Origin of the sequence: Pseudomonas sp. CP-1, assembly GCF_021213715.1 — a bacterium.
Classification (GTDB): domain Bacteria; phylum Pseudomonadota; class Gammaproteobacteria; order Pseudomonadales; family Pseudomonadaceae; genus Pseudomonas; species Pseudomonas aeruginosa.
In genome coordinates this window covers 175,459-201,097 of the sequence record NZ_JAJQKY010000012.1, presented here as the reverse complement: position 1 = coordinate 201,097, position 25,639 = coordinate 175,459, and the positions used below count along the sequence as shown (strand labels likewise).

Here is a 25,639-nt window from a genome sequence, read left to right as displayed (position 1 = left end):
CCTGGAACACCGCGTGGCCGGCGCCGACGCCAACCCCTACCTGCTACTGGCAGCGGTGCTGGCAGGCGTTCATCACGGGCTGACCAACAAGGTCGAGCCGGGCGCGCCGATCGAAGGCAACTCCTACGAGCAGATGGAGCCGAGCCTGCCGAACAACCTGCGCGACGCCCTGCGCGAGCTGGACGAAAGCGAGATCATGGCGAAGTACATCGACNTCGAAGGCAACTCCTACGAGCAGATGGAGCCGAGCCTGCCGAACAACCTGCGCGACGCCCTGCGCGAGCTGGACGAAAGCGAGATCATGGCGAAGTACATCGACCCGAAGTACATCGACATCTTCGTCGCCTGCAAGGAAAGCGAGCTGGAGGAGTTCGAGCATTCGATCTCCGACCTCGAGTACAACTGGTACCTGCATACCGTCTGAGGTAGCGGTATCGGCGCGCCGGTCCTGGGCCGGCGCCGTACGCAGCGAAATCCGGGGCGGTTTCGCAGACACTCAACGCGGGGGCGTCTGTGTCTGGGAAACCGCCCCGGTCCTTTTCTCGGAACCGGGAAATGTGCGCCACGGCACAGCCTGCCGCCACGCCTCCCGCCAGACTCGATGCTGGCCTGCATCAATGCCGCTGCCGCGTGGCTCCGGCACCATCGTCCGCTCCGTTCCGTCCAGCGAGAAGATTCCATGCCCCGCCTTTCCGTCCTGCTGTTCCTCGCCCTCGCACCCTGGCTGGCCCAAGCCAAGGAGACCCTGCGCGTCTACAACTGGAACGACTACATCGACCCGCAGGTGCTCGAGTCTTTCCAGAAGGACACCGGCATCCGCGTCGAGTACCACACCTTCGCCACCGCCGAGGAACTGGACAAGGCGCTGCGCAGTGGCGAGGCGATCGACGTCGCCGTCCCCTCCCACGACACCCTGCCGGCCCTGCTGAAGGACAACCTGCTGCGGCCGCTGGACTTCACCCAGTTGCCCAACCGCAGCCATCTCGACCGTCAATTGCTGAGCAAACTGGCCGCGGTCGACCCTGACAACCGCCACGCCGTCCCCTATCTATGGGGTGCCGTAGGCCTGGCCATCAATACCCCGCAGGCCGAAGCCGCCTATGGCGGGCCGCTGCCCAACAGCTGGAGCCTGCTGTTCGACGCCAGCCAGAGCCAGCGCCTGAAAAGCTGCGGCATCAGCCTGCTGGACGCGCCGGACGAAACCCTGGCGATCCTCCTCAACTACCAGGGCCGCAACCTCGGTCGTACCGCTCCGAGCCAGGTACGCCGCGCCGCCGAGGCGCTGCACGGACTGCGACCGAACCTGCGCTACGTCGACAGCGAGCGCTACATCGCCGACCTCGAAGGCGGTCGCCTCTGCCTGGCCATGGCCTGGGTCGGCGACGCCCTGCGCGCGGCCAAGGCGGGCCAGCCGGTAAGTTTCGAGGTACCGCAGGAAGGCTCGGTGCTGTTCATCGACAACCTGGTGATTCCGGCCAGCGCCCAGCATCCACGACAGGCGCACCGCTTCATCGACTACCTGATGCAACCGAAGATCGCCGCACAGATCACCGCCGCCACCCTCTACCCCAGCGGCAACGCCGACGCCGCCGGCTTCCTCGATCCCGCCCTGCGCCAGCAACCCGGCCTGTATCCGGACCGCGACACCAGCCGCCGCCTGTTCGCCCTGGAAACGCCGCCGGAAAAACTCCGGCCGGTGGTCGACGAGATCTGGAAGGCCTTCCGCGGCGCCAGCCACTGAGCGGCTTGCCCCGGTCGCGTGAGCTGGCGTCCAATAGCCGCTCACGCCCGGAGACCCGCCACATGCAGCCCACCTCGCCCACCCGCAAGCCCCGCGCCAGCAGCCAGGCCCGGATCGCCGCGATCCTCGACGCCGCTCGCGGCCTGCTCGCCGACGAAGGCATCGGCGGCCTGACCATCTATAGCGTGGCCGAACGCGCGGAAATGCCACCATCGTCGGTCTACCACTTCTTCCCCAGCGTGCCGGCCCTGCTCCAGGGGCTGACCGGCGAGGTCCACGCCGCCTTCCGCGCGTGCCTCGAACAGCCGGTGGACCATGCAGGCCTGCGCTGCTGGCGCGACCTGTCGCGGATCGTCGAGGAGCGCATGCTGGCGGTCTACGCCCGCGACGCGGCGGCCCGCCAACTGATTCTCGCCAGCCACGGCCTGGCCGAAGTCACCCAGGCCGATCGCCAACATGACGTGCAACTCGGCCAGGCCATGCGCGCCCTGTTCGAGCGGCATTTCCTGCTGCCTCCGCTGCCGACCGATATCGAGATCTTCAGCCTGGCCATGGAGCTAGGCGATCGCGTCTACGCATTGTCGGTACAGCGTCACGGGATCATCGACGCACGCCTGGCGGAAGAAGGCATGCGGGTGTTCGACGCCTACCTGGGGCTCTACCTGCCGCCGATCCTGGAAAAGCGTAGCGAACCATTAACCGGATTTATATCCGATTTAAATCGATAGAAAATCCATAAAACTCCCTTAAACCGCTTCACAGTCCGATTTTTATCGGATATAAATCCGCCCATCACTCGATCGGGCGCGACACCCCGTTCCCGCCCGCCCGACCCACAACCGGCCGCCGCCAAGCCCGGCAGCCATCCGAGCCAGCACACGAGGTGTTCCATGACCCGCAACGTCACCGTCGCCGCCACCCAGATGGCCTGCTCCTGGGATCGTCCGGCGAACATCGCCCGCGCCGAGAAACTGGTGCGCCAGGCCGCCGCCAGGGGTGCGCAGATCATCCTGATCCAGGAACTGTTCGAGACCCCCTACTTCTGCCAGAAGCCGAACCCGGACTACCTGCAGCTGGCCACCACGGTCGAGGAGAACGCCGCCATCGCCCACTTCCAGGCCCTCGCCCGGGAGTTGCAGGTGGTACTGCCGATCAGCTTCTTCGAACGCGCCGGGCGCGCCCGCTTCAACAGCATCGCGGTCATCGACGCCGATGGCGGCAACCTCGGGGTCTACCGCAAGAGCCACATCCCGGACGGCCCGGGCTACCACGAGAAGTACTACTTCAATCCGGGCGACACCGGCTTCAAGGTCTGGCAGACCCGCTACGCACGGATCGGCGTCGGTATCTGCTGGGACCAGTGGTTCCCCGAATCGGCGCGCAGCATGGCGTTGCTCGGCGCGGAACTCCTGTTCTACCCGACCGCCATCGGTAGCGAACCGCACGACGCCAGCATCAGCTCGCGCGATCACTGGCAGCGCGTGCAGCAAGGCCATGCCGGGGCCAACCTGATGCCACTGGTGGCTTCCAACCGCATCGGCCGCGAGGAGCAGGATGGCTACGACATCACCTTCTATGGTTCCTCGTTCATCGCCGACCCGTTCGGCGAGAAAGTCGAGGAGCTGAACCGCACCGAGGAAGGTATCCTTGTCCACACCTTCGACCTCGATGCGCTGGAGCGCACCCGCAGCGCCTGGGGCGTGTTCCGCGACCGCCGGCCGAACCTCTACGGTCCGCTGAAGACCCTCGACGGTTCGCTGGAGTCCTGAGGCCTCGGGAAACGATCCGCGCGGGGACGCCCCGCGCATTCCGCGCCGGCGTCCGCCGCGCATAGCAACGATTTCAGGAGCAGCGATGAGCAACCCGACCAGCACCCCACGCGCCGACGGCTTCCGCATGCCCGCCGAATGGGAACCCCACGAGCAGACCTGGATGGTCTGGCCGGAACGCCCGGACAACTGGCGCAACGGCGGCAAGCCGGCCCAGGCGGCCTTCGCCGCGGTGGCCAAGGCCATCGCGCGCTTCGAGCCGGTCACCGTCTGCGCCAGCGCCGGGCAGTACGAGAACGCGCGCGCGCGCCTCGACGACGGCAACATCCGCGTCGTGGAAATCAGCAGCGACGATGCCTGGGTCCGCGACACCGGCCCGACCTTCGTCATCGACGACAAGGGCGATGTACGCGGCGTCGACTGGGGCTTCAACGCCTGGGGCGGCTTCGAAGGCGGCCTGTACTTCCCCTGGCAGCGCGACGACCAGGTGGCACGCAAGATCCTCGAGATCGAACGGCGCGCCCGCTACCGCACCGACGACTTCGTCCTCGAGGGCGGCTCGATCCACGTCGACGGCGAAGGCACGCTGATCACCACCGAGGAATGCCTGCTCAACCACAACCGCAACCCGCACCTGAGCCAGGCGGAGATCGAGCGGACCCTGCGCGACTACCTTGCGGTGGACAGCATCATCTGGCTGCCGAACGGCCTCTACAACGACGAGACCGACGGCCACGTCGACAACTTCTGCTGCTACGTGCGTCCCGGCGAGGTGCTGCTGGCCTGGACCGACGACCAGGACGACCCGAACTACCTGCGCTGCCAGGCCGCCCTCCGCGTGCTGGAAGAAAGCCGCGACGCCAAGGGACGCAAGCTGGTGGTGCACAAGATGCCGATCCCCGGCCCGCTGTACGCGACCCAGGAAGAGTGCGACGGCGTGGATATCGTCGAGGGCAGCCAGCCGCGCGATCCCTCCATTCGCCTGGCCGGTTCCTACGTGAACTTCCTGATCGTCAACGGCGGCATCATCGCGCCGAGCTTCGACGATCCCAAGGACGCCGAGGCCAGGGCGATACTCCAGCGGGTGTTCCCCGAGCACGAGGTGGTGATGGTCCCGGGGCGCGAGATCCTCCTCGGCGGCGGCAACATCCATTGCATCACCCAGCAGCAACCAGCGCCGCGCAAGGCCTGACGGGCATCCCCCAGGGCGGATGGCCAGCCGCGGCGCTGTTCGCGCTGGCCGGCACGGCACGCCGAGTGGCGCCCTGAATGAAAAAAGCCCGCGTCCTCCAGGAGGACGCGGGCTTTTTCCTGTCCGGCCGGAGCTTACAGCAGCGGCAGGGTGTAGCTGACGATCAGGCGGTTTTCGTCCTGGTCGCGCTGGTTGTTGCTCGAACCGGCGGCCGGCAGGCCGCTGCGGAAGGAGGCGTTCTTCCAGGTGAAGCCCAGGCCCTTGAAGGTGCCGTCCGGGATCACGTAGGCCAGGGAGATATCGCGTTCCCACTCGCTCTGGTCGCCGCGGGCGGTCTTGATCTTGTCGCCGCTCAGGTAAATGGTGTTGAAGGTCAGGCCCGGCACGCCGACGGTGGCGAAGTCGTAGCCGTAGCGGACCTGCCAGGTGCGCTCGCCGGCACGCTGGAACTTGCCGATCTGCACGTCGGTGATCAGGTACGCGGTGGAACCTTCGCCATCGCCACGGTTCAGGAACGGGAAGTCGCTGTCGCCGTTGAGGATCTGGTAGCCGGCGCCGATGCTGTGGCCGCTGACGGTATAGGTGAAGAGACCGCTGAAGGCGCGGTTGTCGACTTCGCCCTTGGTCACGCCGCTGCCGTAGTAGCCGCTGCTGACGTAGCCGTCGGCACGGCCGGAACGGCTGCCGTTCTTGCCGTCGGAGCTGCTGTCGAAGGCGCGCAGGTCGGTCTTCAGGACGCCCGGGCCGATCTGCCAGTTGTGGATCAGGCCGAGGAAGTGCTGCTTGTAGAAGTCGTCCAGGTTGCCGTAGTAGTACTGCAGGGTCAGGTCCTTGTTGACCTTGTAGTCGCCACCCGCGTAGTAGAACTTGTTGCTGTCGCGCGAGCTGGCGCTGCTGCCGTTGGCGCCGGCGATGCTCAGGCTGCGGTTGTCGGTGGAGTTACGGCCCTTGGAGTGCTCCAGTTGGCCGGCAACCAGGGTGAAGTCCTTGAGATCGGTCGAGGTGACCTGGCCGCCCTCGAAGGTGACCGGCAGCAGGCGGCCGTCGTTGTAGGTGACCACCGGCAGCTTCGGCTGCAGGGTGCCGTAGCGGAACTCGGTGTTGGATACCTTGGCCTTGGCGGTCAGGCCCAGGCTGGCGAAGTCGTGCACCGGCTCACCGTTGCTTTCCAGCGGGAACACGGTGCCCGGCTGGCGGTCCAGGCCGCTCTTGCCGGCACGGCCGCCGCCGTCCAGGCGCACGCCGAGCAGGCCCAGCGCGTCGACGCCGAAGCCGACGGTGCCCTGGGTGAAGCCCGACTGGTAATTCAGGATGAAGCCCTGGCCCCACTCTTCCTGCTTGCTCGGCGAGGCGGTGCCATTGCGGTTGTCGGTATTGATGTAGAAGTTGCGCAGGGTCAGCGATGCCTTGCTGTCCTCGATGAAACCGGCGGCGACCGCCTGTTGCGCCAGGGCACCGAGGGTACCGGCAGTGATGGCCAGGGCCAGTCGTGACTTGTTGATCTTGCGACTCTTCATTGGTCTTTTCCCCATTGGTATTGCTAATTGTCTTCCGGTCGGGGGAAGTGGAACGCGTGGGCCCGACCGGTCGTTGAAACACTGAGCGCCGTACCATCCCGGAAGATGGCGCGCGCGAAACTCGGCATTCGATGGATCAGGAAACGGCGCAACCCGCGACGATGGAACGACGGGGCAGGCAAGCAGGCAGGGAGGCAGCGAACGGAAGCGTGTGCATGGGTGTACTCGTGTCTTGTTATTGTGCGGCGGGTATCTCGACCCACCGCCAGTGAAGGCAATTTGTAAGCCAATCTTTCCATCGGGCTCCGCCTTCGCGTCCTCTCGGGCTTCCTGCCCTTCTCCCGGCTGACGGGGCCGGAGGGTATCGGCAGAAAACCGCCTATTACAGCTTCCTTTCTGGCGAGTTACCGCCACGTTTCAGAAAATCGTTATTTCCTGCGCTTTATAGCGCGTGGGTAATAAACAGTAAAATATCCACAATAAACCTAAAAAGAATTAATTATTCGTATTTAATAGCTTTAAGGAATATTGTACCGCAGCCGCAGCCTGCCGGTCGCCTCCCCAAAGAGGTATTCCGTGGCGCCGTCGACAAAACGGAAACGTTTGCCCAGCGGTCAGCCCACGACGATGCAGTCCTTGCCCTGGCGCTTGGCCGAGTACATCGCGGCGTCGGCCCGGCTGTAGAGGGCACCGAGCCCCTCGTCATCGGCCTGGAGGACCGTCAGGCCCTGGCTGACGGTGATCCCGAAGCTTTGTTCGCCCTCCTGGAAGCGCAGGCGTTGCACCTCGCGCTGCAGGCGTTCGCCGATCTGTCGCGCGGTCTGCTCGTCGCAGCCGGGCAGCAGCACGGCGAACTCCTCGCCGCCGATCCGCCCGAACAGGTCGCCACGGCGCAACGCGGCACTGCCGCTCTGGGCGATACGCTGGAGGACCTGGTCGCCGACCTGGTGGCCGAAGCGGTCGTTGATCTTCTTGAAGTCATCGACGTCCAGCAGCAGGAACGCCAACGGTATCCCCTCGCGGCGACACTCCTTGAAGGCCGCCTCGGCACTGTCGAAGAAATAGCGACGGTTGCTGCTCTGGGTCAGCACATCGGTGGTGGCCAGCCGTTGCAGCTCGCTCTCCATGTGCTTCTTGTCGGTGATGTCCTCGGCGATGCCCACCACCATCAGCGGCAGTCCCGCCTCGCCCTGGCGACTGACGAAGCACTTGTCGTTGAGCCAGCGGACCTCGCCGTCGCCGCGCACGATGCGGTATTCGCGTTGTTCCACGGCGCCACGTTCGAGCACCTGCAGCAGGCTGCTGTCGGCGTAGTCGAGGTCGTCCGGGTAGATGCTGTTGCGCCACTCCTCGTAGTCCGCCAGCAGCAGCGCCGCGGAACGGCCGAAGATTTTCTCGTAGGCGGGGCTGACGTAGACCATCCGCCGGTTCTGCCAGTCGTAGGCCCAGAGCACCGAGTTGACGCTGGCCAGCAAGGCGCTGAAGAGTTGCTCGCGTTCCTTCAGCCGGGCCACTTCGGCACGGCTGTGCAGCAAGGCCAGCGCGGCCTCCTGCGGGTCTTCGGGAATGCCGGGTAGGTCGTCCATGGATCGTCGCTCTGCTCGCGGAACGGGTTCGACCGCCAACTTAGCGCAGGGGTCGCGGCGATACAGAAATGCCCGCCGAACGGCAGGGAAAGGCTCCAGCCAGTGCGCTCGGTCACAGTTGCCGAGCGATACCGTTCGTATTCGCCGGCACCTGCACGCCCAGTTGTTTCTGCGCCTCGAACAGCGAGCGCAGGAACAGGGTCAGGGTCGGTCGTTCTTCGTGTCCCTGGCGGGTAATGCAATGGAATTCCGAGTCGTAGGCCAGTTGCCGCGGCCGGATCGCCCGCATGCGTCCTTCGGCGACCCAGGTGGCGGCGTAGTGCGTCGGCAGGTAGCCGATGTAGGTGCCGCTGAAGACCAGGGTAGCGATGGCCTCCATGGTGTAGGCGTCGGTCCCCTGGTTGAAGCGCAGGTCGTGCGGGCGGTGGTTTTCCGCCATGTAGCCGCGGCCGACATAGTCGGCGGCGCAGATCTCGTCCAGCGCCGGCTCGTCGTCCGCCCGGGCGAAGAAGGGGTGCGCGCTGCCGCAATAGAGGTTCTGCTCCTCGCGGAACAGGGGTTGGTAGTAGAGCCCGGACAACCGGTGATGGAAGGCCCCCACCGCCAGTTGTAGGCGCTCTTCCAGCACCGCGTGCTCGAGTTCGTCGGGACGCCGCGTGTGCAGCTTGAGCAGGACCTCCGGGGCGCGCTGGCGAAACAGCCGGATGGCCAGCGGCAACGGCAGGCAATGCTGGCCGATGACGCCATCGACGCAACCCAGGTGCAACGCCTCGCGATCGCGCCCGCCGAGGCCGCGGACCTGCTCGCGAAAACGGGCGATGTCGCTGAACAGGCCGAGCGCGGCGTCATAGAGTTCCTGTCCCTCCTCGGTCAACTGGAAACCGCCGTTGCCGCGCCGGCACAGGGAATAGCCCAGGCGCACCTCCAAGTCGCGCACCAGCACGCTCAGGCGCGACAGGCTGGTGTTCAGGCGCACCTGGGCGGCAGTGAAGCCGCCGGCCTCGACGATGGCGCAGAAGGTGCGCAGCATGCGCAGGTCGATGTCGTTGAGGTTGCCCAGCATTCCCGCCCCCATGGCGTTCGGTCCGCCTTCGTTATAGCGCCAAAGCCGGGCCGGCGGAACGCCGTCAGGCGCTTCGCGCGGCCGACTCGGCAAGCAGGCAGAGCAGCTCGAACATCATGGTCGCCCCCACCAGCGCCGTGGCGCCGCCGACATCGAACGGCGGCGAGACTTCCACCACGTCGGCGCCGACCAGGTCCAGCCCGCGCAGGCCGCGGACCAGCTGCTGGGCCTGGAGGCTGGTCATGCCGCCGATCTCCGGGGTGCCGGTGCCGGGCGCGAAGGCCGGGTCGAGCACGTCGACGTCGAAACTCACATAGGTCGGCCCGTCGCCCACCACCCGCCGCGCTTCGGCCAGGGTCGCCTCGACGCCCAGTTCGACGAACTCCTCCATGTGGATCACGCGGATGCCGCACTCGCGGGCGAAAGCGTCGTCGTCCGGCGAATACACCGAGCCGCGGATGCCGATCTGCACCGTGCGCAGCGGATCGAGCAGACCTTCCTCGATGGCTCGGCGGAATGGCGTGCCGTGGGTGTAGGGGTTGTCGCCGAAGTAGCGGTCGTTGGTATCGGAATGCGCATCGAAATGCACCATGCCCAGCGGCCGCTCGCGACCCAGGGCGCGAAAGATCGGCAGGGTCACCAGGTGGTCGCCACCGACCGACAGCGGCAGGGTGCCGGCGGCATGGACCTGGCGATAGAAGCCTTCGATGCGGCGCAGCGAATCGAGCAGGTCGATAGGATTCACCGGCGCGTCGCCGAGGTCGCCGACCCGCACCAGGTCGTAGGGCGCGATGCGGCTGACGTGATGCACCTTGCGCATCAGGCTGGACAGGTTGCGCACCTCGCGCGGGCCATGGCGGGCACCGGCGCGGTTGGTGGTGCCGCCGTCCCAGGGCACGCCGATCAGGCCGACCTGCAGCGCCGCCGGGTCGGTGAACGCCGGCAGGCGCATGAAGGTCGGGATACCGGCGAAGCGGGGAATCTCGGCGGCGTCGAGGGGCTGCGGATGGTCGTTCGACATGGAGCGTCTCCGTGTGGCGGGAAGAAAGCACCGGGCGCCGCCCGGCGCCGTGGGTTCATTCCGGCTGGGCTCGCAGGCTGGCGGCAGGACGGGTGGCCAGGCTGACCGCGACGAAGGTCGCCAGGCTGGCCAGCAGGCCGTAGACGATCGGCGAGTTGGCGAGCAGGCCGTCGCGGGCCATGCAGACGATCACCGCCAGGCAACCGGCGACGATGCTGGCGATCGCTCCCCGCGGACTGGCCCGACGCCACAGCAGCGCGCCGACGATCGGCACCAGCAGGCCACCGACCAGCAGGTTGTAGGCGATGCTCAGGGCCGCGATGACGTCATTGACCAGGCACGCCAGGACCAGCATCGCCCCCCCCATCAGCAGGGTGATGCAACGGCTCAGGCGGATGTCGCTGGTGGTACCGGGGCGCAGGAAGCGCGCGTAGATGTCTTCCTGCAGCACGGTGGCCGCCGCCAGCAGACACCCGCTGGCGGTGGACATGATCGCCGACAGCGCGGCCGCCACCACCAGGCCGCGTAGGCCCGGCGCCAGTACCTCGCGGGTGATCTCGGCGTAGGCGTTCTCCGGCACCGCCAAGTCCGGCAGGAGGACCCGCGCCGCCGCGCCGATCAGCGCGCAGGCGGCGCCGTAGAGCATGCAGTAGACGCCGGCGCCAAGCCCGGCGTAGCGCACCACCGTCTCGCTGCGCGCGGTGAACACCCGCTGCCAGATGTCCTGGCCGATCAGCGCGCCGAAGAAGTACAGGAGGAAGTAGGTGAGTATGGTATCCAGGCCGATGTGGCCGAGGTCGAAAAAGCCCGCCGGCAGCACCTCCTGCATGCGCGCCAGGCCACCGGCGCCGTCGATCGACAACGGCAGCAGGACCAGGAAGATACCGACGGTCTTGATCACGAACTGGATGATGTCGGTCAGCGTAAGGGACCACATGCCGCCGATCACCGAATAGACGATGACGATCCCGCCACCGCAGAGGATCGCCGGGATCCGCGGGATGCCGAATACCACCTCGGTGACCGAGCCGATGGCGATGGTCGCGGTGACCGCCACCATCAGGTCGTAGGCGACCATGACCACCCCGCCGATCAGGCGCGAGGAGGCCTGGTAGCGCTGCTCCAGCACCTGGGTCACGGTGAACACCCGCAGGCGCGCGATCTGCCGCGAGAACACCAGGCTGAGGACGATGATCCCCAGGCCGAGCATGAACACCAGCCACAAGCCGGACAGGCCGAACTGGTAGCCGAGCTTGACCGTACCGATGGTCGACGCGCCGCCGAGCACCACCGCGGCCATGGTTCCCAGGTAGAGGCCGGGGCCGAGACGGCGTCCGGCGACGAGGAAATCGCTCTGGCTCTTCGCCTTGCGCATTCCGTACCAGCCCAGGCCCAGCATGGCCAGGGCGTAGACCAGCATGATCAGGTAATCCAGCAACATCGCCCGCGCTCCTTTTCTTGTTGTTCTGCGTGACGCCCGGCGTGGCGCCTGGGCACGCCGAAGATAGGCCGGGCGCCGCCCGGGCTGAATCCCGGATCGGGCAAGTCGACTTGCGGAGGAAGAGAAGTATCGGCGGGGCGTCGCATTGGCGACGCCGAAACGCAACGCGCCGGCAGGAGCCGGCGCGTTGTAGAGACGGCTGACGCACCCGCGAGGGCGCGCCAGGCGTCAGGCGGGACGCAGCGAGTAGGTCTTCAGTTGCGCGGCGAACTCCTTCAGCGACTGGATACCGCTGGCTTCCGCCTCATGCACCCAGTCCTTGATCGCCGCCAGCATGTCGTGGCCGTTGGCGCTGGTCTTGGCCCAGATCTGCTGCAACGCCAGGCGCTTCTCGTAGATCACCTTCAGCGCCTGGCTGTGGGCGAGCATCGAGTCGATGCGCACATGGTGGCGGTCCTGCAGCAGGCTGGTCTCGCGCGACAGCAGGCGCTTGGCGCGGCGGAACAGGTGGCGCACCGACTCGTCGGCCTTGGCCACTTCCTGCTTGACCAGCGGCGCGATCACCAGCTTGCGGTACTGCGCCATGATCTGGAAGCGGTTGTTGAGGATCGCCATGGCGGTGTCCATGTCCAGGCTGTGCTTGCCCTCGACCCGATGGGCGATCGGCGCGACCCGGGCGACCCTGGCCAGGCGCAGGAAACTGAACAGCTTGATCCAGGCCCAGCCCAGGTCGAATTCCCACTTCTTCACCGACAGCTTGGCCGAGTTCGGGTAGGTGTGGTGGTTGTTGTGCAGCTCTTCGCCGCCGATGAGGATGCCCCAGGGCACCAGGTTGGTGGCGGCGTCGCGGCATTCGAAGTTGCGATAGCCGACCGCGTGGCCGAGGCCGTTGACCACGCCGGCGGCCCAGAACGGAATCCATACCATCTGCACGGCCCAGACGGTCAGGCCAAGGGCGCCGAACAGGGCCAGGTCGATGAGCGCCATCAGCACCACGCCGCCGATCGGGAAGCGCGAGTAGAGATTGCGCTCGATCCAGTCGTCCGGGCAGTTCTTGCCGTAGATGCGCAGGGTGTCCTGGTTCTTCGCCTCGGCCTTGTACAGCTCAGCGCCTGCGCGCAGGACGGTGAACAGGCCCTTGTGCACCGGGCTGTGCGGATCCTCGACGGTCTCGCACTTGGCATGGTGCTTACGGTGGATCGCGGTCCATTCGCGCGTGTTCATCCCTGTGGTCAACCACAACCAGAAACGGAAGAAGTGCTGCAACGCAGGGTGCAGGTCGAGTGCACGGTGGGCGGAATAGCGATGCAGGTAGACGGTCACGCTGACGATGGTGATATGCGTCAGCACCAGGGTAACTGCCACCAGTTGCCAGGGCGACAGGTCGAGAAAACCGTTGAACCACATAGGCGGTACTGAACCTCGGGGGGATTTGGGAGTGATGAGGGCCTTGTCTGACAAAACCTGGGGGCATTATCACCAAGCGGCTGGGGATTACCATCCGTTCTTTTAGATATGAACAGGGCCGGATGGCCATCATTTATACTGCCCGGCCAATAATTGCCCACTGAAAATCCCATGAGCCCCCGCCTGAGTGCCCTTCGCCTGAGCCTGGCTTATCTCGCAATCGCCATCGCCTGGGCGTTCCTGAGCGATCATTTGTTACAAAACCAGGTCCAGGACCACGACCAGCTGGTGTTCTGGATGACCGCCAAGCGGCTGTTCTTCTTCGCCGCCACCGGCCTGCTCCTGTACCTCTACCTGGTACGCCAGTTTCGCCGCAAGGCCCAGGCCTACGACGAACTGCACGGCAGCGAGCAGCGCCTGAACCGTGCCCTGGAAGCGGTGCGCGACGGACTCTGGGATTGGGACCTGGTGACCGACCGGATGTTCGTCTCGCCGGGCTACGCCGCGCTGATCGGCCTCGCCCCGGAGGAACTCGGCGACCCCATCGAGACCTGGAAGAAGCGCCTGCACCCGGAAGAGTACGCCACCGTGCTGGAGGCCCACCGCAACCACCTGCAGGGCCTGACCGACAATCTCGACCACATCTACCGCCTGCGCCACAAGGACGGCGACTACCGCTGGATCCACTCGCGCGGCCGGGTCCTCCGCGACGCCCTGGGCAAGCCGCTGCACTACACCGGCGTGGCCCGCGACATCACCCTGCAGCGGCTCAAGGAAGACCACCTGCGCCAGGCCGCGGCGGTATTCGACAGCACCCGCGAGGGCGTTCTGGTCACCGATGCCCAGGCGGTGATCGTGCACGTCAACCCTTCCTTCGAGCGCATCACCGGCTACCGTTCCGAGGACGTGCTCGGCAAGACCCCGGCGATCCTCCGCTCCGGCCGCCAGGACCAAGCGTTCTACCAGCGCCTGTGGCTGGCCCTGCGCGAGCAGGACGTCTGGAGCGGAGAGATCTGGAACCGTCGCAAGAGCGGCGAGATCTACCCGCAGTGGCTGCACATCCGCGCGGTGCGCAACGACCAGGGCCAACTGACCCACTACGTCGGGGTGTTCTCCGACCTGAGCAGCATCAAGCGCTCGGAGAACGAGCTGGACTTCCTCGCCCACCACGACTCGCTGACCGGCCTGCCCAACCGCGTGCTGCTGCGCGAGCGCATCGAGCAGGCGCTGGAGAACGGCAAGGACCGGACGGTGGCCGGGGCCCTGCTGCTGATCGACCTCGACCACTTCAAGCACATCAACGACAGCCTCGGCCATACAACTGGCGACATGCTCCTCAAGGAGGTCAGCAAGCGCCTGCAACACCAGCTCGACGAGCGCTGCCTGCTGTCGCGACTGGGCGGCGACGAATTCGCCATCCTCGTCGAGAACGACGACCCGGAAGCCGTCGCGCGACTCTCGCAGCGCATCCTCGACGGTTTCAACGCGCCGTTCGACATCCACTGCCAGCCGATCTATATCAGCGCAAGCCTCGGTGTCAGCCTCTACCCGGAAGACGCCAGCGACGTCGACCACCTGATGCAACACGCCGACGCCGCGCTGTTCCAGGCCAAGGACAGCGGGCGTAACGCCTACGCCTTCTACACCCGCGTGCTGACCGCCCGGGCCCGCGCCCATGTCCAGGTGGAATCGGCCCTGCGCCATGCGCTGGAGCACGACGAACTGCGCGTCCACTACCAGCCGGTGCACGACCTGGCCAGCGGGCGGATCGTCGGCGTCGAGTCGCTGGTGCGCTGGCAGCATCCCGAGCGCGGCCTGGTGCCGCCAGGCGAGTTCGTCCCGGTGGCGGAGGAATGCGGGCTGATCGCCGCGCTGGACAACTGGGTGCTCAAGCGTGCCTGCCGGCAGATGCGCGAGTGGCAACAGCGCGGTGTCGAGCTGGAGTTCGTCGCGGTCAACGTCTCCAGCCGGCTGTTCAACCGCGGCGGCCTGGAAGAAAGGATCGCCAATGCCCTGGAAGAGTCCGGGCTGGAGCCCCGCTACCTGGAGCTGGAAGTCACCGAAAGCGCGGTGATGGAGGACTTCGAGCAGTCCCTCAACCTGCTCTGCCGCCTGCGTATCCTCGGCGTGAACCTGGCCATCGACGACTTCGGCACCGGCTATTCCTCGCTGATGCGCCTCAAGCGGCTGCCGGTGCACAAGCTGAAGATCGACCAGGGCTTCGTCGCCGGCCTGCCCGGCGCGGTGGACGACGCCGCGATCGCCCGGGCGATCGTTGCCCTGGCGCAAAGCATGGGCCTGCGGGTGGTTGCCGAGGGTATCGAGCACCAGGACCAGGCGCTGTTCCTGCGCGAACATGGCTGCGACTTCGGCCAAGGCTACTGGTACGGACGGCCGCAACCGGCGGAAGCGCTGCGCTTCGACCTGCCGCCCGTGGCGTTGCCGGAAGACTGAGCCTGGCGGCGAAGCCGGGCCGCTTCGCCGTCTTATAACCACTTTACCTATAAAGATTCTTAAACAATATTTTTAAGAATATTGCCCACTGCTTACTATGCGCCTCACGCCGCCTCCACTTCGTCGAGCAACGCGGCACCTCGAGCCACAGGAGCAGAGACCCATGAGCGCAACCCTCAGAAGCCTGGATGGCCAGGACGAAGCCACCATCCTGCGTGAAATCCAGAGTGCCCTGCGCGGCCTGCGCTTCGGCGCCGTCGAGATCACCGTGCACAACGGCCAGGTGGTGCAGATCGAGCGCAAGGAAAAATTCCGTCTGCAGCAACCGGCCGTCAAGCAGGCCTGAAGCACACGACCCGACTGGACCACCGGAGGCGTCTCGCCATGAACATCCGTTCGATACCCCATCCGCACCGGTACTGCAGCTGTCGGCCGCGAATGCGCGCCTGACGCCCCGTGTTCCCGTCGTTCCGCCAACACCCCATTAGAACAATCGAAACAGCACACACCTAGGAGCTGCACATGTCCCTTCGTCGTTTCGCCCTGGCCGCACTCGCCAGCGCCCTGGTCTCCGGCCCGGTTGCCGCAGCCACGCAACTGCTGAACGTTTCCTACGACCCGACCCGCGAGCTGTACCAGGCCTACAACGCGGCCTTCATCAAGCACTGGAAGGCCCAGGGCGGCGAGGACCTGACCGTCCAGCAGTCCCACGGCGGCTCCGGCAAGCAGGCCCGCGCGGTGATCGACGGGCTCAAGGCCGACGTGGTGACCCTGGCCCTGGCCGGCGACATCGACGAACTGCACAAGCTCGGCAAGCTGCTGCCGGCCGACTGGCAGGCACGCCTGCCGGACAACAGCACCCCCTACACCTCGACCATCGTGTTCCTGGTGCGCAAGGGCAACCCCAAGGGAATCAAGGACTGGGGCGACCTGACCAAGGAAGGCGTGGAAGTCATCACGCCGAACCCGAAGACCTCCGGCGGCGCGCGCTGGAACTTCCTCGCCGCCTGGGCCTGGGCGAAGAAGCAGTACGGCAGCGACGAGAAGGCCAAGGACTACGTGCAGGCGCTGTACAAGCACGTACCGGTACTCGACACCGGCGCCCGCGGCTCGACCATCACCTTCGTCAACAACCAGATCGGCGACGTGCTGCTGGCCTGGGAGAACGAGGCGTTCCTGGCGAAGAAGGAACAGGGCGGGGAAAACTTCGAGATCGTCGTACCCTCCATCTCCATCCTCGCCGAACCGCCGGTCGCGGTGGTCGACAAGGTGGTCGAGAAGAAAGGCACCCGCAAGGTCGCCGAGGCCTACCTGCAATACCTGTACAGCGAGGAAGGCCAGCGCATCGCCGCGCAGAACTTCTACCGGCCGCGCAACCAGAAGGTCGCCGCCGAGTTCGCCACGCAGTTCCCGAAACTGAACCTGGTCACCGTCGACTCCGATTTCGGCGGCTGGAAGACGGCCCAGCCGAAGTTCTTCAACGACGGGGGCATCTTCGACCAGATCTACCAGGCGCAATGATCGCGACGGCAGACCCGTCGCCCGAACCACGGCCCCTCTCCCAGACCCTCTCCCGGACGGGCGAGGGGGCTAGCAGGCCCGGTCCCGTACCGGGCCCACTGCCGGAAGGAACCGGCACCGGGAGAGCCACCAAGCGTTCCAACGCAGAGTAAGGACAGAACATGTCACGACGCATTTCCCCGGTCATACCCGGCTTCGGGCTGACCCTGGGATACACCCTGGTGTACCTCAGCCTGCTGGTCCTGATCCCGCTGGGGGCCATGTTCCTCAAGACCACCCAGCTCAGCTGGGAGCAATTCTGGGCCATCATCAGCGCGCCGCGGGTGCTCGCCGCGCTCAAGCTGAGCTTCGGCACCGCGCTCGCCGCCGCCGTGCTCAACGGCTTGATCGGCACGCTGCTGGCCTGGGTCCTGGTGCGCTACGAATTCCCCGGACGGAAGATCATCGATGCCATGATCGACCTGCCCTTCGCCCTACCCACCGCCGTCGCCGGTATCGCCCTCACCGCGCTCTATGCGCCGGCCGGCCTGGTCGGCCAGTTCGCCAGCGACCTCGGCTTCAAGATCGCCTATACCCCCCTGGGGATCACCCTGGCGCTGACCTTCGTGACCCTGCCGTTCGTGGTCCGCACGGTGCAGCCGGTGCTCGCCGACATTCCCAAGGAAGTCGAGGAAGCCGCCGCCTGCCTCGGCGCCAGGCCGCTGCAGGTGTTCCGCCATATCCTCGTGCCGGCGCTGCTGCCGGCCTGGCTGACCGGTTTCGCCCTGGCCTTCGCCCGGGGCGTCGGCGAATACGGCTCGGTGATCTTCATCGCCGGCAACATGCCGATGAAGACCGAGATCCTGCCGCTGCTGATCATGGTCAAGCTGGACCAGTACGACTACACCGGCGCCACCGCCATCGGCGTGCTGATGCTGGTGGTGTCCTTCATCCTGCTGCTGCTGATCAACCTGCTGCAGCGTCGCATCGAAACCCCGTAAGGAGGGCGCCATGTCCAGTGCAAGCATTTCCGCTGCCACCGCCAGCGCCTCCCGCCGCGGCAACGCCGGCGGCCGCCTGGCCCTGATCGTCCTGGCCTGGCTGGTCTTCGCCCTGTTCCTCCTGCTGCCGCTCTACGTGGTCCTGAGCGAGGCGCTGAAGCAGGGTTTCGGCACCTTCTTCGAGGCGATCCTCGAACCCGACGCGCTGGCCGCGCTGAAGCTGACCCTGATCGCGGTGGCCATCTCGGTGCCGCTCAACCTGCTGTTCGGCGTCGCCGCCGCCTGGTGCGTGAGCAAGTTCGAGTTTCGCGGCAAGAGCATCCTGGTGACCCTGATCGACCTGCCGTTCTCGGTCTCGCCGGTGATCGCCGGCCTGATCTACGTGCTGTTGTTCGGCGCCCAGGGCTACTTCGGCGAATGGCTGAGCGACCACGACATCCAGATCGTCTTCGCGGTGCCCGGCATCGTCCTGGCGACCCTCTTCGTCACCGTGCCCTTCGTCGCCCGCGAACTGATCCCGCTGATGCAGGAACAGGGCACCCAGGAAGAGGAGGCCGCCCGCCTGCTCGGCGCCAACGGCTGGCAGATGTTCTGGCACGTGACCCTGCCGAACATCAAGTGGGGCCTGATCTACGGCGTGGTGCTCTGCACCGCCCGGGCGATGGGCGAGTTCGGCGCGGTGTCGGTGGTTTCCGGACACATCCGCGGCGTCACCAACACCCTGCCGCTGCACGTCGAGATCCTCTACAACGAATACAACCACGTCGCCGCCTTCAGCGTCGCCAGCCTGTTGCTGCTGATGGCGCTGGTCATCCTTCTGCTCAAGCAGTGGAGCGAATCCCGCATGTCCCGACTGAAAAGCAATGCTGACGAGGAATGAACCATGAGCATCGAAATCCGTAACGTCAGCAAGAACTTCAACGCCTTCAAGGCCCTGGACGACATCAACCTGGACATCCAGAGCGGCGAGCTGGTGGCCCTGCTCGGCCCCTCCGGGTGCGGCAAGACCACCCTGCTGCGGATCATCGCCGGGCTGGAAACCCCGGACGCCGGCAACATCGTGTTCCATGGCGAGGACGTCTCGCAGCACGACGTGCGCGACCGCAACGTCGGCTTCGTCTTCCAGCACTACGCGCTGTTCCGCCACATGACGGTGTTCGACAACGTCGCCTTCGGCCTGCGCATGAAGCCCAAGGGCGAGCGGCCGGGCGAGTCCGCGATCAAGGCCAAGGTCCACGAGCTGCTCAACATGGTGCAGCTCGACTGGCTCGCCGACCGCTATCCCGAGCAGCTCTCCGGTGGCCAGCGGCAGCGTATCGCCCTGGCCCGCGCGCTGGCGGTGGAGCCGAAGATCCTGCTCCTCGACGAACCCTTCGGCGCCCTCGACGCCAAGGTGCGCAAGGAGCTGCGCCGCTGGCTGGCGCGCCTGCACGAGGAGATCAACCTGACCTCGGTGTTCGTCACCCACGACCAGGAAGAGGCGATGGAAGTGGCCGACCGCATCGTGGTGATGAACAAGGGCGTGATCGAGCAGATCGGCTCGCCCGGCGAGGTCTACGAGAACCCGGCCAGCGATTTCGTCTACCACTTCCTCGGCGACTCCAACCGCCTGCAACTGGGCAACGACCAGCACCTGCTGTTCCGCCCCCACGAGGTGTCGCTGTCGCGTTCCGCGGTGGCCGAGCACCGCGCCGCCGAGGTCCGCGACATCCGTCCGCTGGGGGCGATCACCCGGGTAACGCTGAAGGTCGACGGCCAGGACGAACTGATCGAAGCCGAAGTGGTGAAGGACCACGACAGCCTGGCCGGCCTGGCCCGCGGCGAGACCCTCTACTTCAAGCCGAAGGCCTTCCAGCCGGTGGCCAATCTCTGATCCCGCGGCGGGTTCAGCCCGCCGTGCGTTCCGCCAGGCCGCGCAGTCCCGCGCGGCCCTTCGGCGACACCTGCAACGCCCGCGAGCCGTCCTGCGGCCGCAACCAGCCCTGGCGCAGACAGGCCTCCAGCAACGCCGCCCCCAGCGCGCCGCCGAGGTGCGGCTTGCGTTCGCTCCAGTCGGGGCAGGCGCAGGCGAACTGCCGACGGCGGCGGCGGACCTCCGCCAGGTCGATCCCCAACCCGGCCAGCCCGGCCTCGCCGGTCGCGCTCAGGCGCAGCGTCCTGCCCTCCTGCTCGATCCAGCCGGCATCCAGCATCCGTGCGAACACACCGACCGCGAGTTCGCCGGCCAGGTGGTCGTAGCAGGTCCGCGCCTCGCGCAACGCCGACGGCGTGCCGTGGCTCGGCGGCAGGCTGCGCCGCTGCGGCTGCAGGGCCAGGGAGGCGCTGGCCAGCGCTTCCACCGCCTGTCCCACTTCGGGCCCGGTCAGGCGATAGAAGCGATTGCGCCCGCGCGCCTCCAGGCTCAGCACGCCGCCCTCGACCAGCCGTCCCAGGTGGCCGCTGGCGGAGGACGGCGAGACGCCCGCCAGCAGCGCCAGCTCGCTGGCCGGGCGGGCGCTGCCATCCATCAGTGCCCAGATCATCTGCGCGCGGCCGGGATCGGCGAGCAGCGCAGCCAGCGAACTGAAGCCGGGATTGAATTGCATGCTTCACCTCCGGATGAAACATTGCCTGTCGACGACGAGAGATACTGGCCACCATCGCCCGTTCGCGCCAGCCCGAGACAAGGAAGAACCCGCATGTCCGTCGACCTCCACGCCCTGATCCCGCTGATCGCCCTCACCTTCCTTCTCGCCGGCTTCGTCAAGGGCGTGGTCGGCCTGGGCCTGCCGACGGTCTCGGTGGGCCTGCTCGGCCTGGCCATGCCGCCGATGCAGGCGGCGGCGCTGCTGATCGTACCGTCGATGGTGACCAACCTCTGGCAGCTCGCCTGCGGCCCGCGCTTCCTCGGCTTGATGAAGCGCCTGGCCGGCCTGCTGCTCGGGGTGGTCGTGGGCACCCTGCTGGTCGGCGCATGGCTCGGCGGCGACGCACCAAGGCAGGCCACCGGCGTGCTCGGCCTGGCCCTGGCGGCCTACGCGCTGCTCGGCCTGGCCGCGATCCCGCTGCACCTGCCGGCACGCCACGAGCCCTGGGCCGGCCCGCTGGTCGGGCTGGCGACCGGCGCGCTGACCGCGGTCACCGGGGTTTTCGTGATTCCCGCGGTGCCCTACCTGGGAGCCCTAGGATTGCCGCGCGACGAACTGGTCCAGGCCCTCGGCCTGTCGTTCAGCGCCTCGACCCTGGCCCTGGCGGTCACTCTCGGCGTGCACGGCGACCTGCTCGAACCGCAGATGCTCGGCGCCTCGCTGCTGACCCTGGTCCCGGCGCTGGGCGGGATGCTCCTCGGCCAGTGGCTGCGCCAGCGGATCAGCGCGACGCTGTTCAGGCGCTGCTTCTTCGTCGGTCTCCTGCTGCTCGGCGCCGACCTCGCCTGGCGCGGTTTCCACTGACGCCAGGGACGCATTGCGCACCCGCCAGGGCGGGCCTGCGGCCTTCGCGGGACTTCCGACGAACGGCACAAGCCGCTATCATCCGCCGCCGCGCGCCCCCCACCGGGCGCGCGGCACCGGGCGGAACACGCCCGTCCGGCACGGAACGCCACCTATCGCAAGGAGCACACGATGAAGACCCGTCTTTCCCTTTCCGCCCTGGCCCTCGCCTGCGCCACCCTGGCCGGCTGCCAGAACCTGCCCCAGGGGGACCTCATGCAGCACGGCATGATGGCGGTGAAGGCCGCCACCCTGAGCGACGCCGAGGTCCGCCAGGTCGCCGACCAGGCCTGTGCCGAGTCCGACCAGCAGAACCGCATCGCCCCGGCCAACAGCAAGTACGGCCAGCGCCTGGACAAGATCGCCAAGGCCCTGGGCGACCAGATCGACGGCGTGCCGGTGAACTACAAGGTCTACCTCACCGAGGAGGTCAACGCCTGGGCCATGGCCAACGGCTGCATTCGCGTCTACAGCGGGCTGATGGAACTGATGAGTGACAACGAGATCGAAGGCGTACTCGGCCACGAGATGGGCCACGTCGCCCTCGGCCACACCCGCAAGGCCGCCCAGACCGCCTACGCGGCCGCCGCGGTGCGCGGCGCCGCCGGCGCCTCGAAGAGCGGCGCGCTGGCCGCCCTGTCCGGCTCCCAGCTGGGCGAACTCACCGAATCGCTGATCAACGCGCAGTTCTCCCAGTCCCAGGAGTCCGACGCCGACGATTTTTCCTACGAGCTACTGAAGAAGCGCGGAGTGAACACCCAGGGCCTGGTCACCGCCTTCGAGAAGCTGGCCAAGCTGGGCGGCGGCGACAGCAGCATGTTCGATTCGCACCCGGGCTCCCAGGCCCGCGCCGATCACATCCGCCAGCGTATCGCCGCGGATCGCAAGTAACGCTCCGGACCCGGTCTCCCGCGCTCGCGGGAGACCTTCTCACGCCGCCCGCTTGTGCTCGCGAATGCAGGTCGGGCCGGCGCGCTCCTCGACCTCGCGCTGCACGTCGCCGCGCAGCCCCAGCAGAAAGGCCAGTTCCGCCAGCACGAAGAGCGGACCGACGATCAACCCGCTGAGATCGTCGACGAAGGCCGGCTTGCGCCCTTCGTAGTAATGACCGACGAACTGGATGATCCAGCCGACCACGAACAGGCCGACACCCCAGCCCAGCCAGGCCGCGGTAGTCCCCGCCGCCAATTGCGCAGCGCCCCACACCGTCAGCGCCAGCAACGCCGTCATGGCCGCGCCGAAGCGCAGGTCCAGGCGCAGGTAGAACAGCGCCGCGGCGAGCGCCAGCAGCAGCGCCGGAGACAGGCCGAACCCCAGCGCCGGCCGCGCCAGCAACACGGCGATGGAGAGGACGATCATCGGAATGCCGATGAAATGGCTGAAGATGTTGCGCCGGTCGCGGTGGTAGGCGGCGTATTGCGCAAGGTGATCGACTAGGGTTTTCATTGTTGTGGTCTCACGCCAGGGTTCTCGCATCATCGCGCCACCCCGGTTTCCACTCTGTCAGCTAGACGACAAACATGAACGAGCGTACCGACTACCGTTCGCAACTCCAGGCCGGCCGCTGGTTCCAGGGTTTGCCGGAGGCCTTGCAGACGCACCTGCTGGCACTCGCCCAACCGCGCCAGTTGCCGCCGGGCCAGCGCCTGTTCGCCCGCGGCGACGCGCCCTGCGGACTGTACTGCGTGGTCGAGGGCGCAATCCGCATCAGCGCAGTCAGCGAGAACGGCAAGGAGGCGCTGCTGATCCTGGTGGAAGCACCGCACTGGTTCGGCGAGATCGCCCTGTTCGACGGCCAGGCGCGCACCCACGACGCCTACGCCGAAGGCCACACCCAGCTACTCCAGATACCGCAGGCGGCGCTGCTCGAACTGCTTCGCCGCGAGCCGCATTACTGGCGCGACATGGCCCTGCTGATGAGCCACAAGCTGCGCCTGGCATTCATCGCCCTGGAAGAGATGGCCCTGCTGCCGGCCGCGCAACGCCTGGCGCGGCGCCTGCTGATGCTCGCCGAGGGCTACGACAACAGCCGCAGCCGGCAGGTCCTGCACCTGCCGCAGGAACAGCTGGCATTGATGCTGTCGCTGTCGCGGCAGACCACCAACCAGATCCTCAAGGACCTCGAAGCCCAGGGCATCCTCCAGCTCAGCTACGGCGGCATCGAGATCCTCGACCTAGCCGGCCTGCGCGCGGCCACCCACGGCTGAGCGCGAATCACACTTTCGAACGCTTGCAGGCGCGCCATGGCCGGCTACCGTGTGCAGGGCACCTGCCCTCGGTGCGGATATCCATAACGACAACAACAGGATCTCCCCATGCTCCGTCCCGCGCTTCCCGCTGTCCTCTGTCTTTGCTGCCTGTTGCTGGCGCTGCCGGCGCGCGCCGCCCTCGACGACCAGCAACGCGCCCTGCAACAACTGCAGGTCCAGGCCTGTCGCGCGGTGGGCAGCCTGTTGCTGCTGCGCGGCGAGGGCTTCCAGGAACAGCACGCGGCGCAACTGGAGAAGGATCTCGCCAGCCTCGACCGCGCGCTCGCCGCCGCCCCCGAGGGGGTGCTCCTGCGGCAAGGCGAAAGGACGCTGGTGGCGCGCATCCGTGAAGGCGCGGCCTACGGCCCCCGCGAGGAGGACCTGCCCTGGCGCTATCCGCAGCAACTGAGTCGCGCCCTGCGTGACTTCCTCAACCTGGTGGAACGCCAGGTGCCGCCGCCCCCGCCAGGCCAACCCCTGCCGCTCTGGCAGTTGCCGGTGCGGGTCGAGTACCTGTCCCTGCAATACCTGGCACGCGCCTACCTGGGCGGGCTGGAGATTGCCCGCGAACAGCCCCGGGACTATCTCGGCCAGGACGAGAGCGTGCTGGTTCCGCTGATCGACCGGCGCATCGCCCTGCTGGTGGAGCAAAGCGCCAACCCGGCGGGACTGAAGAAACTGGAAAACCGCTGGGAGTACCTGAGCCAGGCCCTGCGCGACCTGAACAGCAAGAGCAGCGCGCTGGTCAGCGCTTCCGGCAGGCCCTGGGCGCCGATCATCGTCGACCGCCACGCGCGGGCCCTGAGCGAAAGCCTGATGCGCTTGAGCGCGGAGTGAGGCCACGCGCCGCACGGGGCGGATAACCTCGCCACTCGCCACTCGCCACGCTGCGCCAGCGTCCGCCCCGACTCCCTGGCCAGCGCATTTTTTCGAATCCGCCCTGCGGATTTTGATTTGCCGCCACGCCCTGGCGCAGGCGCAATGGTGCTCCCGAAAGGAGATCGCCATGCCCACTGCCAACCCACCCTGCCGCACCCTCTGGCTGATGGCCGCCATCGTCCTGGTCGGCCTCAACCTGCGGCCCTCCATGGCCGCCGTCGGCCCACTGCTGAACGCCATGCGCGGCGAGATCGCGCTCAGCTTCGGCGACGTCTCGCTGCTGACCGCCCTGCCGGTGCTGACCCTCGGCCTCGGCATGTTCTTCGGCCTGGGCATCGCCCGCCGCGTCGGCGAGTGGCGTTCGGTGGCCCTCGCCCTGCTGCTGATCGGCGCCGCCAGCGCCCTGCGCCTGGGCAGCCGAGGCCTGCCCGACCTGCTCGGCAGCGCCATGCTCGCCGGCCTCGGCATCGCCCTGATCCAGGCGCTGATGCCGGCCCTGATCAAGGCCCGTTTCGGCGCGCGCACGCCGCTCTGCATGGGGCTCTACGTCACCGCCATCATGGCTGGCGCGGCGCTGTCCGCCAGCGCTGCGCCGACCCTGGCGGAGCACGCCGGCTGGCGGCTCGGCCTCGGTGCCTGGGCGGCGCTCGCCGCGCTCGCGCTGCTGGCCTGGTGGCTGCAACCCGGCACCCGCCTGCGCCTGCCCGACGCGCAGCCGGGCAGGAGCCTCCTGCGCTATCCGCGGACCTGGCTGCTGATCCTGTTCTTCGGCCTCGGCACGGCCTGCTACACCTGCGTGCTGGCCTGGCTCGCGCCCTATTACCTGGAACAGGGCTGGAGCGCCCAGGAATCCGGGCTGCTGCTCGGTTTCCTGACGGCCGTGGAGGTACTCTCCGGGTTGCTCGCGCCGGCCCTGGCCAGCCGCTCGCGGGATCGCCGCCCGGTGCTGGTCGGGCTAACCGCGCTGATGCTGGCCGGCTTCCTCGGCCTCGCCTGGGCGCCGGCCAGCCTGCCGCTGCTCTGGGCGCTGTGCCTCGGACTGGGCATCGGCGGGCTGTTCCCCATGGGGTTGATCGTCTGCCTCGACCACTTCGACGCGCCGCAACGCGCCGGTCAACTGGCTGCCCTGGTACAAGGCGCCGGCTACCTGATCGCCGGGGTCTCGCCATGGGTCGCCGGGCTGCTGCGCGACAGCCTCGGCAGCTTCACCGGCGCCTGGCTCGGACTGACCGCGGTGGCGGCGCTGCTGCTGGGACTGGGCCTGCGCTTCGACCCGCGGCGCTATGCGGCACTGTTCGCCGAGCGGCAGGCGCGAGGCGTCGGCGCCGAAAGCTTGCGCTGAGGAAGGG

Annotated in this window: 23 protein-coding genes and 1 pseudogene; 16 read left to right on the top strand and 8 right to left on the bottom strand. The window is 67.3% G+C overall.

The genetic code is table 11. The features are described 5' to 3' along the window. From LT948_RS22665 to aguA, 5 genes and pseudogenes are all read left to right on the top strand, one after another. Window positions 1-424, top strand: a pseudogene (locus LT948_RS22665) (hypothetical protein); the annotation flags it as partial. 255 nt (window positions 425-679) lie between these two features. Beyond that, the gene (locus LT948_RS22660; RefSeq protein ID WP_022580768.1) at window positions 680-1,741 is read left to right on the top strand and encodes a polyamine ABC transporter substrate-binding protein; all 1,062 of its coding nucleotides are present in this window, start codon (window positions 680-682) and stop codon (window positions 1,739-1,741) included. 62 nt (window positions 1,742-1,803) lie between these two features. Then, entirely contained in the window at window positions 1,804-2,469 is a 666-nt protein-coding gene (locus LT948_RS22655) for a TetR/AcrR family transcriptional regulator (RefSeq protein WP_003137218.1), read from the top strand. Between the two features lie 162 nt (window positions 2,470-2,631). Further along, window positions 2,632-3,510 carry an N-carbamoylputrescine amidase gene (gene aguB, locus LT948_RS22650; RefSeq protein ID WP_003111119.1) on the top strand — a complete coding sequence of 293 codons (879 nt, stop codon included), beginning with the start codon at window positions 2,632-2,634 and terminating at the stop codon, window positions 3,508-3,510. A gap of 85 nt (window positions 3,511-3,595) precedes the next feature. Further along, on the top strand, window positions 3,596-4,702 hold the full coding sequence (gene aguA / locus LT948_RS22645; protein WP_023092290.1) for an agmatine deiminase: 1,107 nt from the start codon (window positions 3,596-3,598) through the stop codon (window positions 4,700-4,702). 134 nt (window positions 4,703-4,836) lie between these two features. On the opposite strand, the gene LT948_RS22640 is transcribed toward aguA, so the two are convergent. The 6 genes from LT948_RS22640 to desA form a co-directional block, all read right to left on the bottom strand. Continuing rightward, a complete protein-coding gene (locus LT948_RS22640) occupies window positions 4,837-6,219 on the bottom strand; it encodes an OprD family porin (protein WP_003084265.1) in 1,383 nt (460 codons plus the stop codon). Between the two features lie 614 nt (window positions 6,220-6,833). After that, window positions 6,834-7,805: a GGDEF domain-containing protein gene (locus tag LT948_RS22635; protein WP_003137214.1), complete on the bottom strand. Its 972-nt coding sequence runs from the start codon at window positions 7,803-7,805 to the stop codon at window positions 6,834-6,836. A gap of 112 nt (window positions 7,806-7,917) precedes the next feature. Continuing rightward, the gene (locus LT948_RS22630) at window positions 7,918-8,880 is read right to left on the bottom strand and encodes a LysR family transcriptional regulator (protein ID WP_023092289.1); all 963 of its coding nucleotides are present in this window, start codon (window positions 8,878-8,880) and stop codon (window positions 7,918-7,920) included. Between the two features lie 52 nt (window positions 8,881-8,932). Beyond that, the gene (gene speB, locus LT948_RS22625; RefSeq protein ID WP_003104498.1) at window positions 8,933-9,889 is read right to left on the bottom strand and encodes an agmatinase; all 957 of its coding nucleotides are present in this window, start codon (window positions 9,887-9,889) and stop codon (window positions 8,933-8,935) included. Between the two features lie 55 nt (window positions 9,890-9,944). Continuing rightward, complete coding sequence (locus LT948_RS22620; RefSeq protein WP_023092288.1) at window positions 9,945-11,330, bottom strand: sodium:solute symporter; 1,386 nt, start codon at window positions 11,328-11,330, stop codon at window positions 9,945-9,947. Window positions 11,331-11,558: 228 nt separating this feature from the next. Next, complete coding sequence (gene desA / locus LT948_RS22615) at window positions 11,559-12,737, bottom strand: delta-9 fatty acid desaturase DesA (protein ID WP_003104496.1); 1,179 nt, start codon at window positions 12,735-12,737, stop codon at window positions 11,559-11,561. A 171-nt stretch (window positions 12,738-12,908) separates the two neighbouring features. Between desA and LT948_RS22610 the strand changes: the two genes are divergently transcribed. The 6 genes from LT948_RS22610 (at window position 12,909) to LT948_RS22585 (ending at window position 19,565) form a co-directional block, all read left to right on the top strand. After that, window positions 12,909-15,191, top strand: a complete 2,283-nt coding sequence (locus LT948_RS22610) for a putative bifunctional diguanylate cyclase/phosphodiesterase (RefSeq protein ID WP_003084250.1) — start codon at window positions 12,909-12,911, stop codon at window positions 15,189-15,191. A gap of 163 nt (window positions 15,192-15,354) precedes the next feature. Then, window positions 15,355-15,537: a sulfur starvation response protein OscA gene (gene oscA / locus LT948_RS22605; protein ID WP_003084246.1), complete on the top strand. Its 183-nt coding sequence runs from the start codon at window positions 15,355-15,357 to the stop codon at window positions 15,535-15,537. Between the two features lie 176 nt (window positions 15,538-15,713). Then, a complete protein-coding gene (locus LT948_RS22600; protein WP_003084243.1) occupies window positions 15,714-16,712 on the top strand; it encodes a sulfate ABC transporter substrate-binding protein in 999 nt (332 codons plus the stop codon). Window positions 16,713-16,873: 161 nt separating this feature from the next. Further along, window positions 16,874-17,692 (top strand): sulfate ABC transporter permease subunit CysT, encoded by an 819-nt coding sequence (cysT, locus tag LT948_RS22595; protein WP_003084241.1) that lies wholly within the window; start codon window positions 16,874-16,876, stop codon window positions 17,690-17,692. 10 nt (window positions 17,693-17,702) lie between these two features. After that, a complete protein-coding gene (gene cysW, locus LT948_RS22590) occupies window positions 17,703-18,572 on the top strand; it encodes a sulfate ABC transporter permease subunit CysW (protein WP_003084239.1) in 870 nt (289 codons plus the stop codon). Window positions 18,573-18,575: 3 nt separating this feature from the next. Next, the gene (locus LT948_RS22585; RefSeq protein ID WP_003084237.1) at window positions 18,576-19,565 is read left to right on the top strand and encodes a sulfate/molybdate ABC transporter ATP-binding protein; all 990 of its coding nucleotides are present in this window, start codon (window positions 18,576-18,578) and stop codon (window positions 19,563-19,565) included. Window positions 19,566-19,578: 13 nt separating this feature from the next. Here the strand turns inward: LT948_RS22585 and LT948_RS22580 are convergent, their stop codons facing one another. After that, complete coding sequence (locus tag LT948_RS22580) at window positions 19,579-20,277, bottom strand: ArsR/SmtB family transcription factor (protein ID WP_022580820.1); 699 nt, start codon at window positions 20,275-20,277, stop codon at window positions 19,579-19,581. A gap of 93 nt (window positions 20,278-20,370) precedes the next feature. Between LT948_RS22580 and LT948_RS22575 the strand changes: the two genes are divergently transcribed. Further along, window positions 20,371-21,123, top strand: coding sequence for a sulfite exporter TauE/SafE family protein (locus LT948_RS22575; protein ID WP_033990236.1), 753 nt, complete (start codon window positions 20,371-20,373; stop codon window positions 21,121-21,123). A 171-nt stretch (window positions 21,124-21,294) separates the two neighbouring features. Next, complete coding sequence (locus LT948_RS22570) at window positions 21,295-22,053, top strand: M48 family metallopeptidase (protein WP_003112168.1); 759 nt, start codon at window positions 21,295-21,297, stop codon at window positions 22,051-22,053. 39 nt (window positions 22,054-22,092) lie between these two features. Here LT948_RS22570 and LT948_RS22565 read toward each other — a convergent pair whose 3' ends face one another. Continuing rightward, complete coding sequence (locus LT948_RS22565; protein ID WP_003084225.1) at window positions 22,093-22,608, bottom strand: Mpo1 family 2-hydroxy fatty acid dioxygenase; 516 nt, start codon at window positions 22,606-22,608, stop codon at window positions 22,093-22,095. 74 nt (window positions 22,609-22,682) lie between these two features. Here LT948_RS22565 and LT948_RS22560 point away from each other — a divergent pair, with 74 nt between their 5' ends. From LT948_RS22560 to LT948_RS22550, 3 genes are all read left to right on the top strand, one after another. Further along, on the top strand, window positions 22,683-23,369 hold the full coding sequence (locus LT948_RS22560) for a Crp/Fnr family transcriptional regulator (RefSeq protein WP_023092287.1): 687 nt from the start codon (window positions 22,683-22,685) through the stop codon (window positions 23,367-23,369). 108 nt (window positions 23,370-23,477) lie between these two features. Then, window positions 23,478-24,248: a hypothetical protein gene (locus tag LT948_RS22555; RefSeq protein ID WP_015502189.1), complete on the top strand. Its 771-nt coding sequence runs from the start codon at window positions 23,478-23,480 to the stop codon at window positions 24,246-24,248. 169 nt (window positions 24,249-24,417) lie between these two features. Next, complete coding sequence (locus LT948_RS22550; RefSeq protein WP_023092286.1) at window positions 24,418-25,632, top strand: cyanate transporter; 1,215 nt, start codon at window positions 24,418-24,420, stop codon at window positions 25,630-25,632. Window positions 25,633-25,639 lie beyond the last annotated feature (7 nt).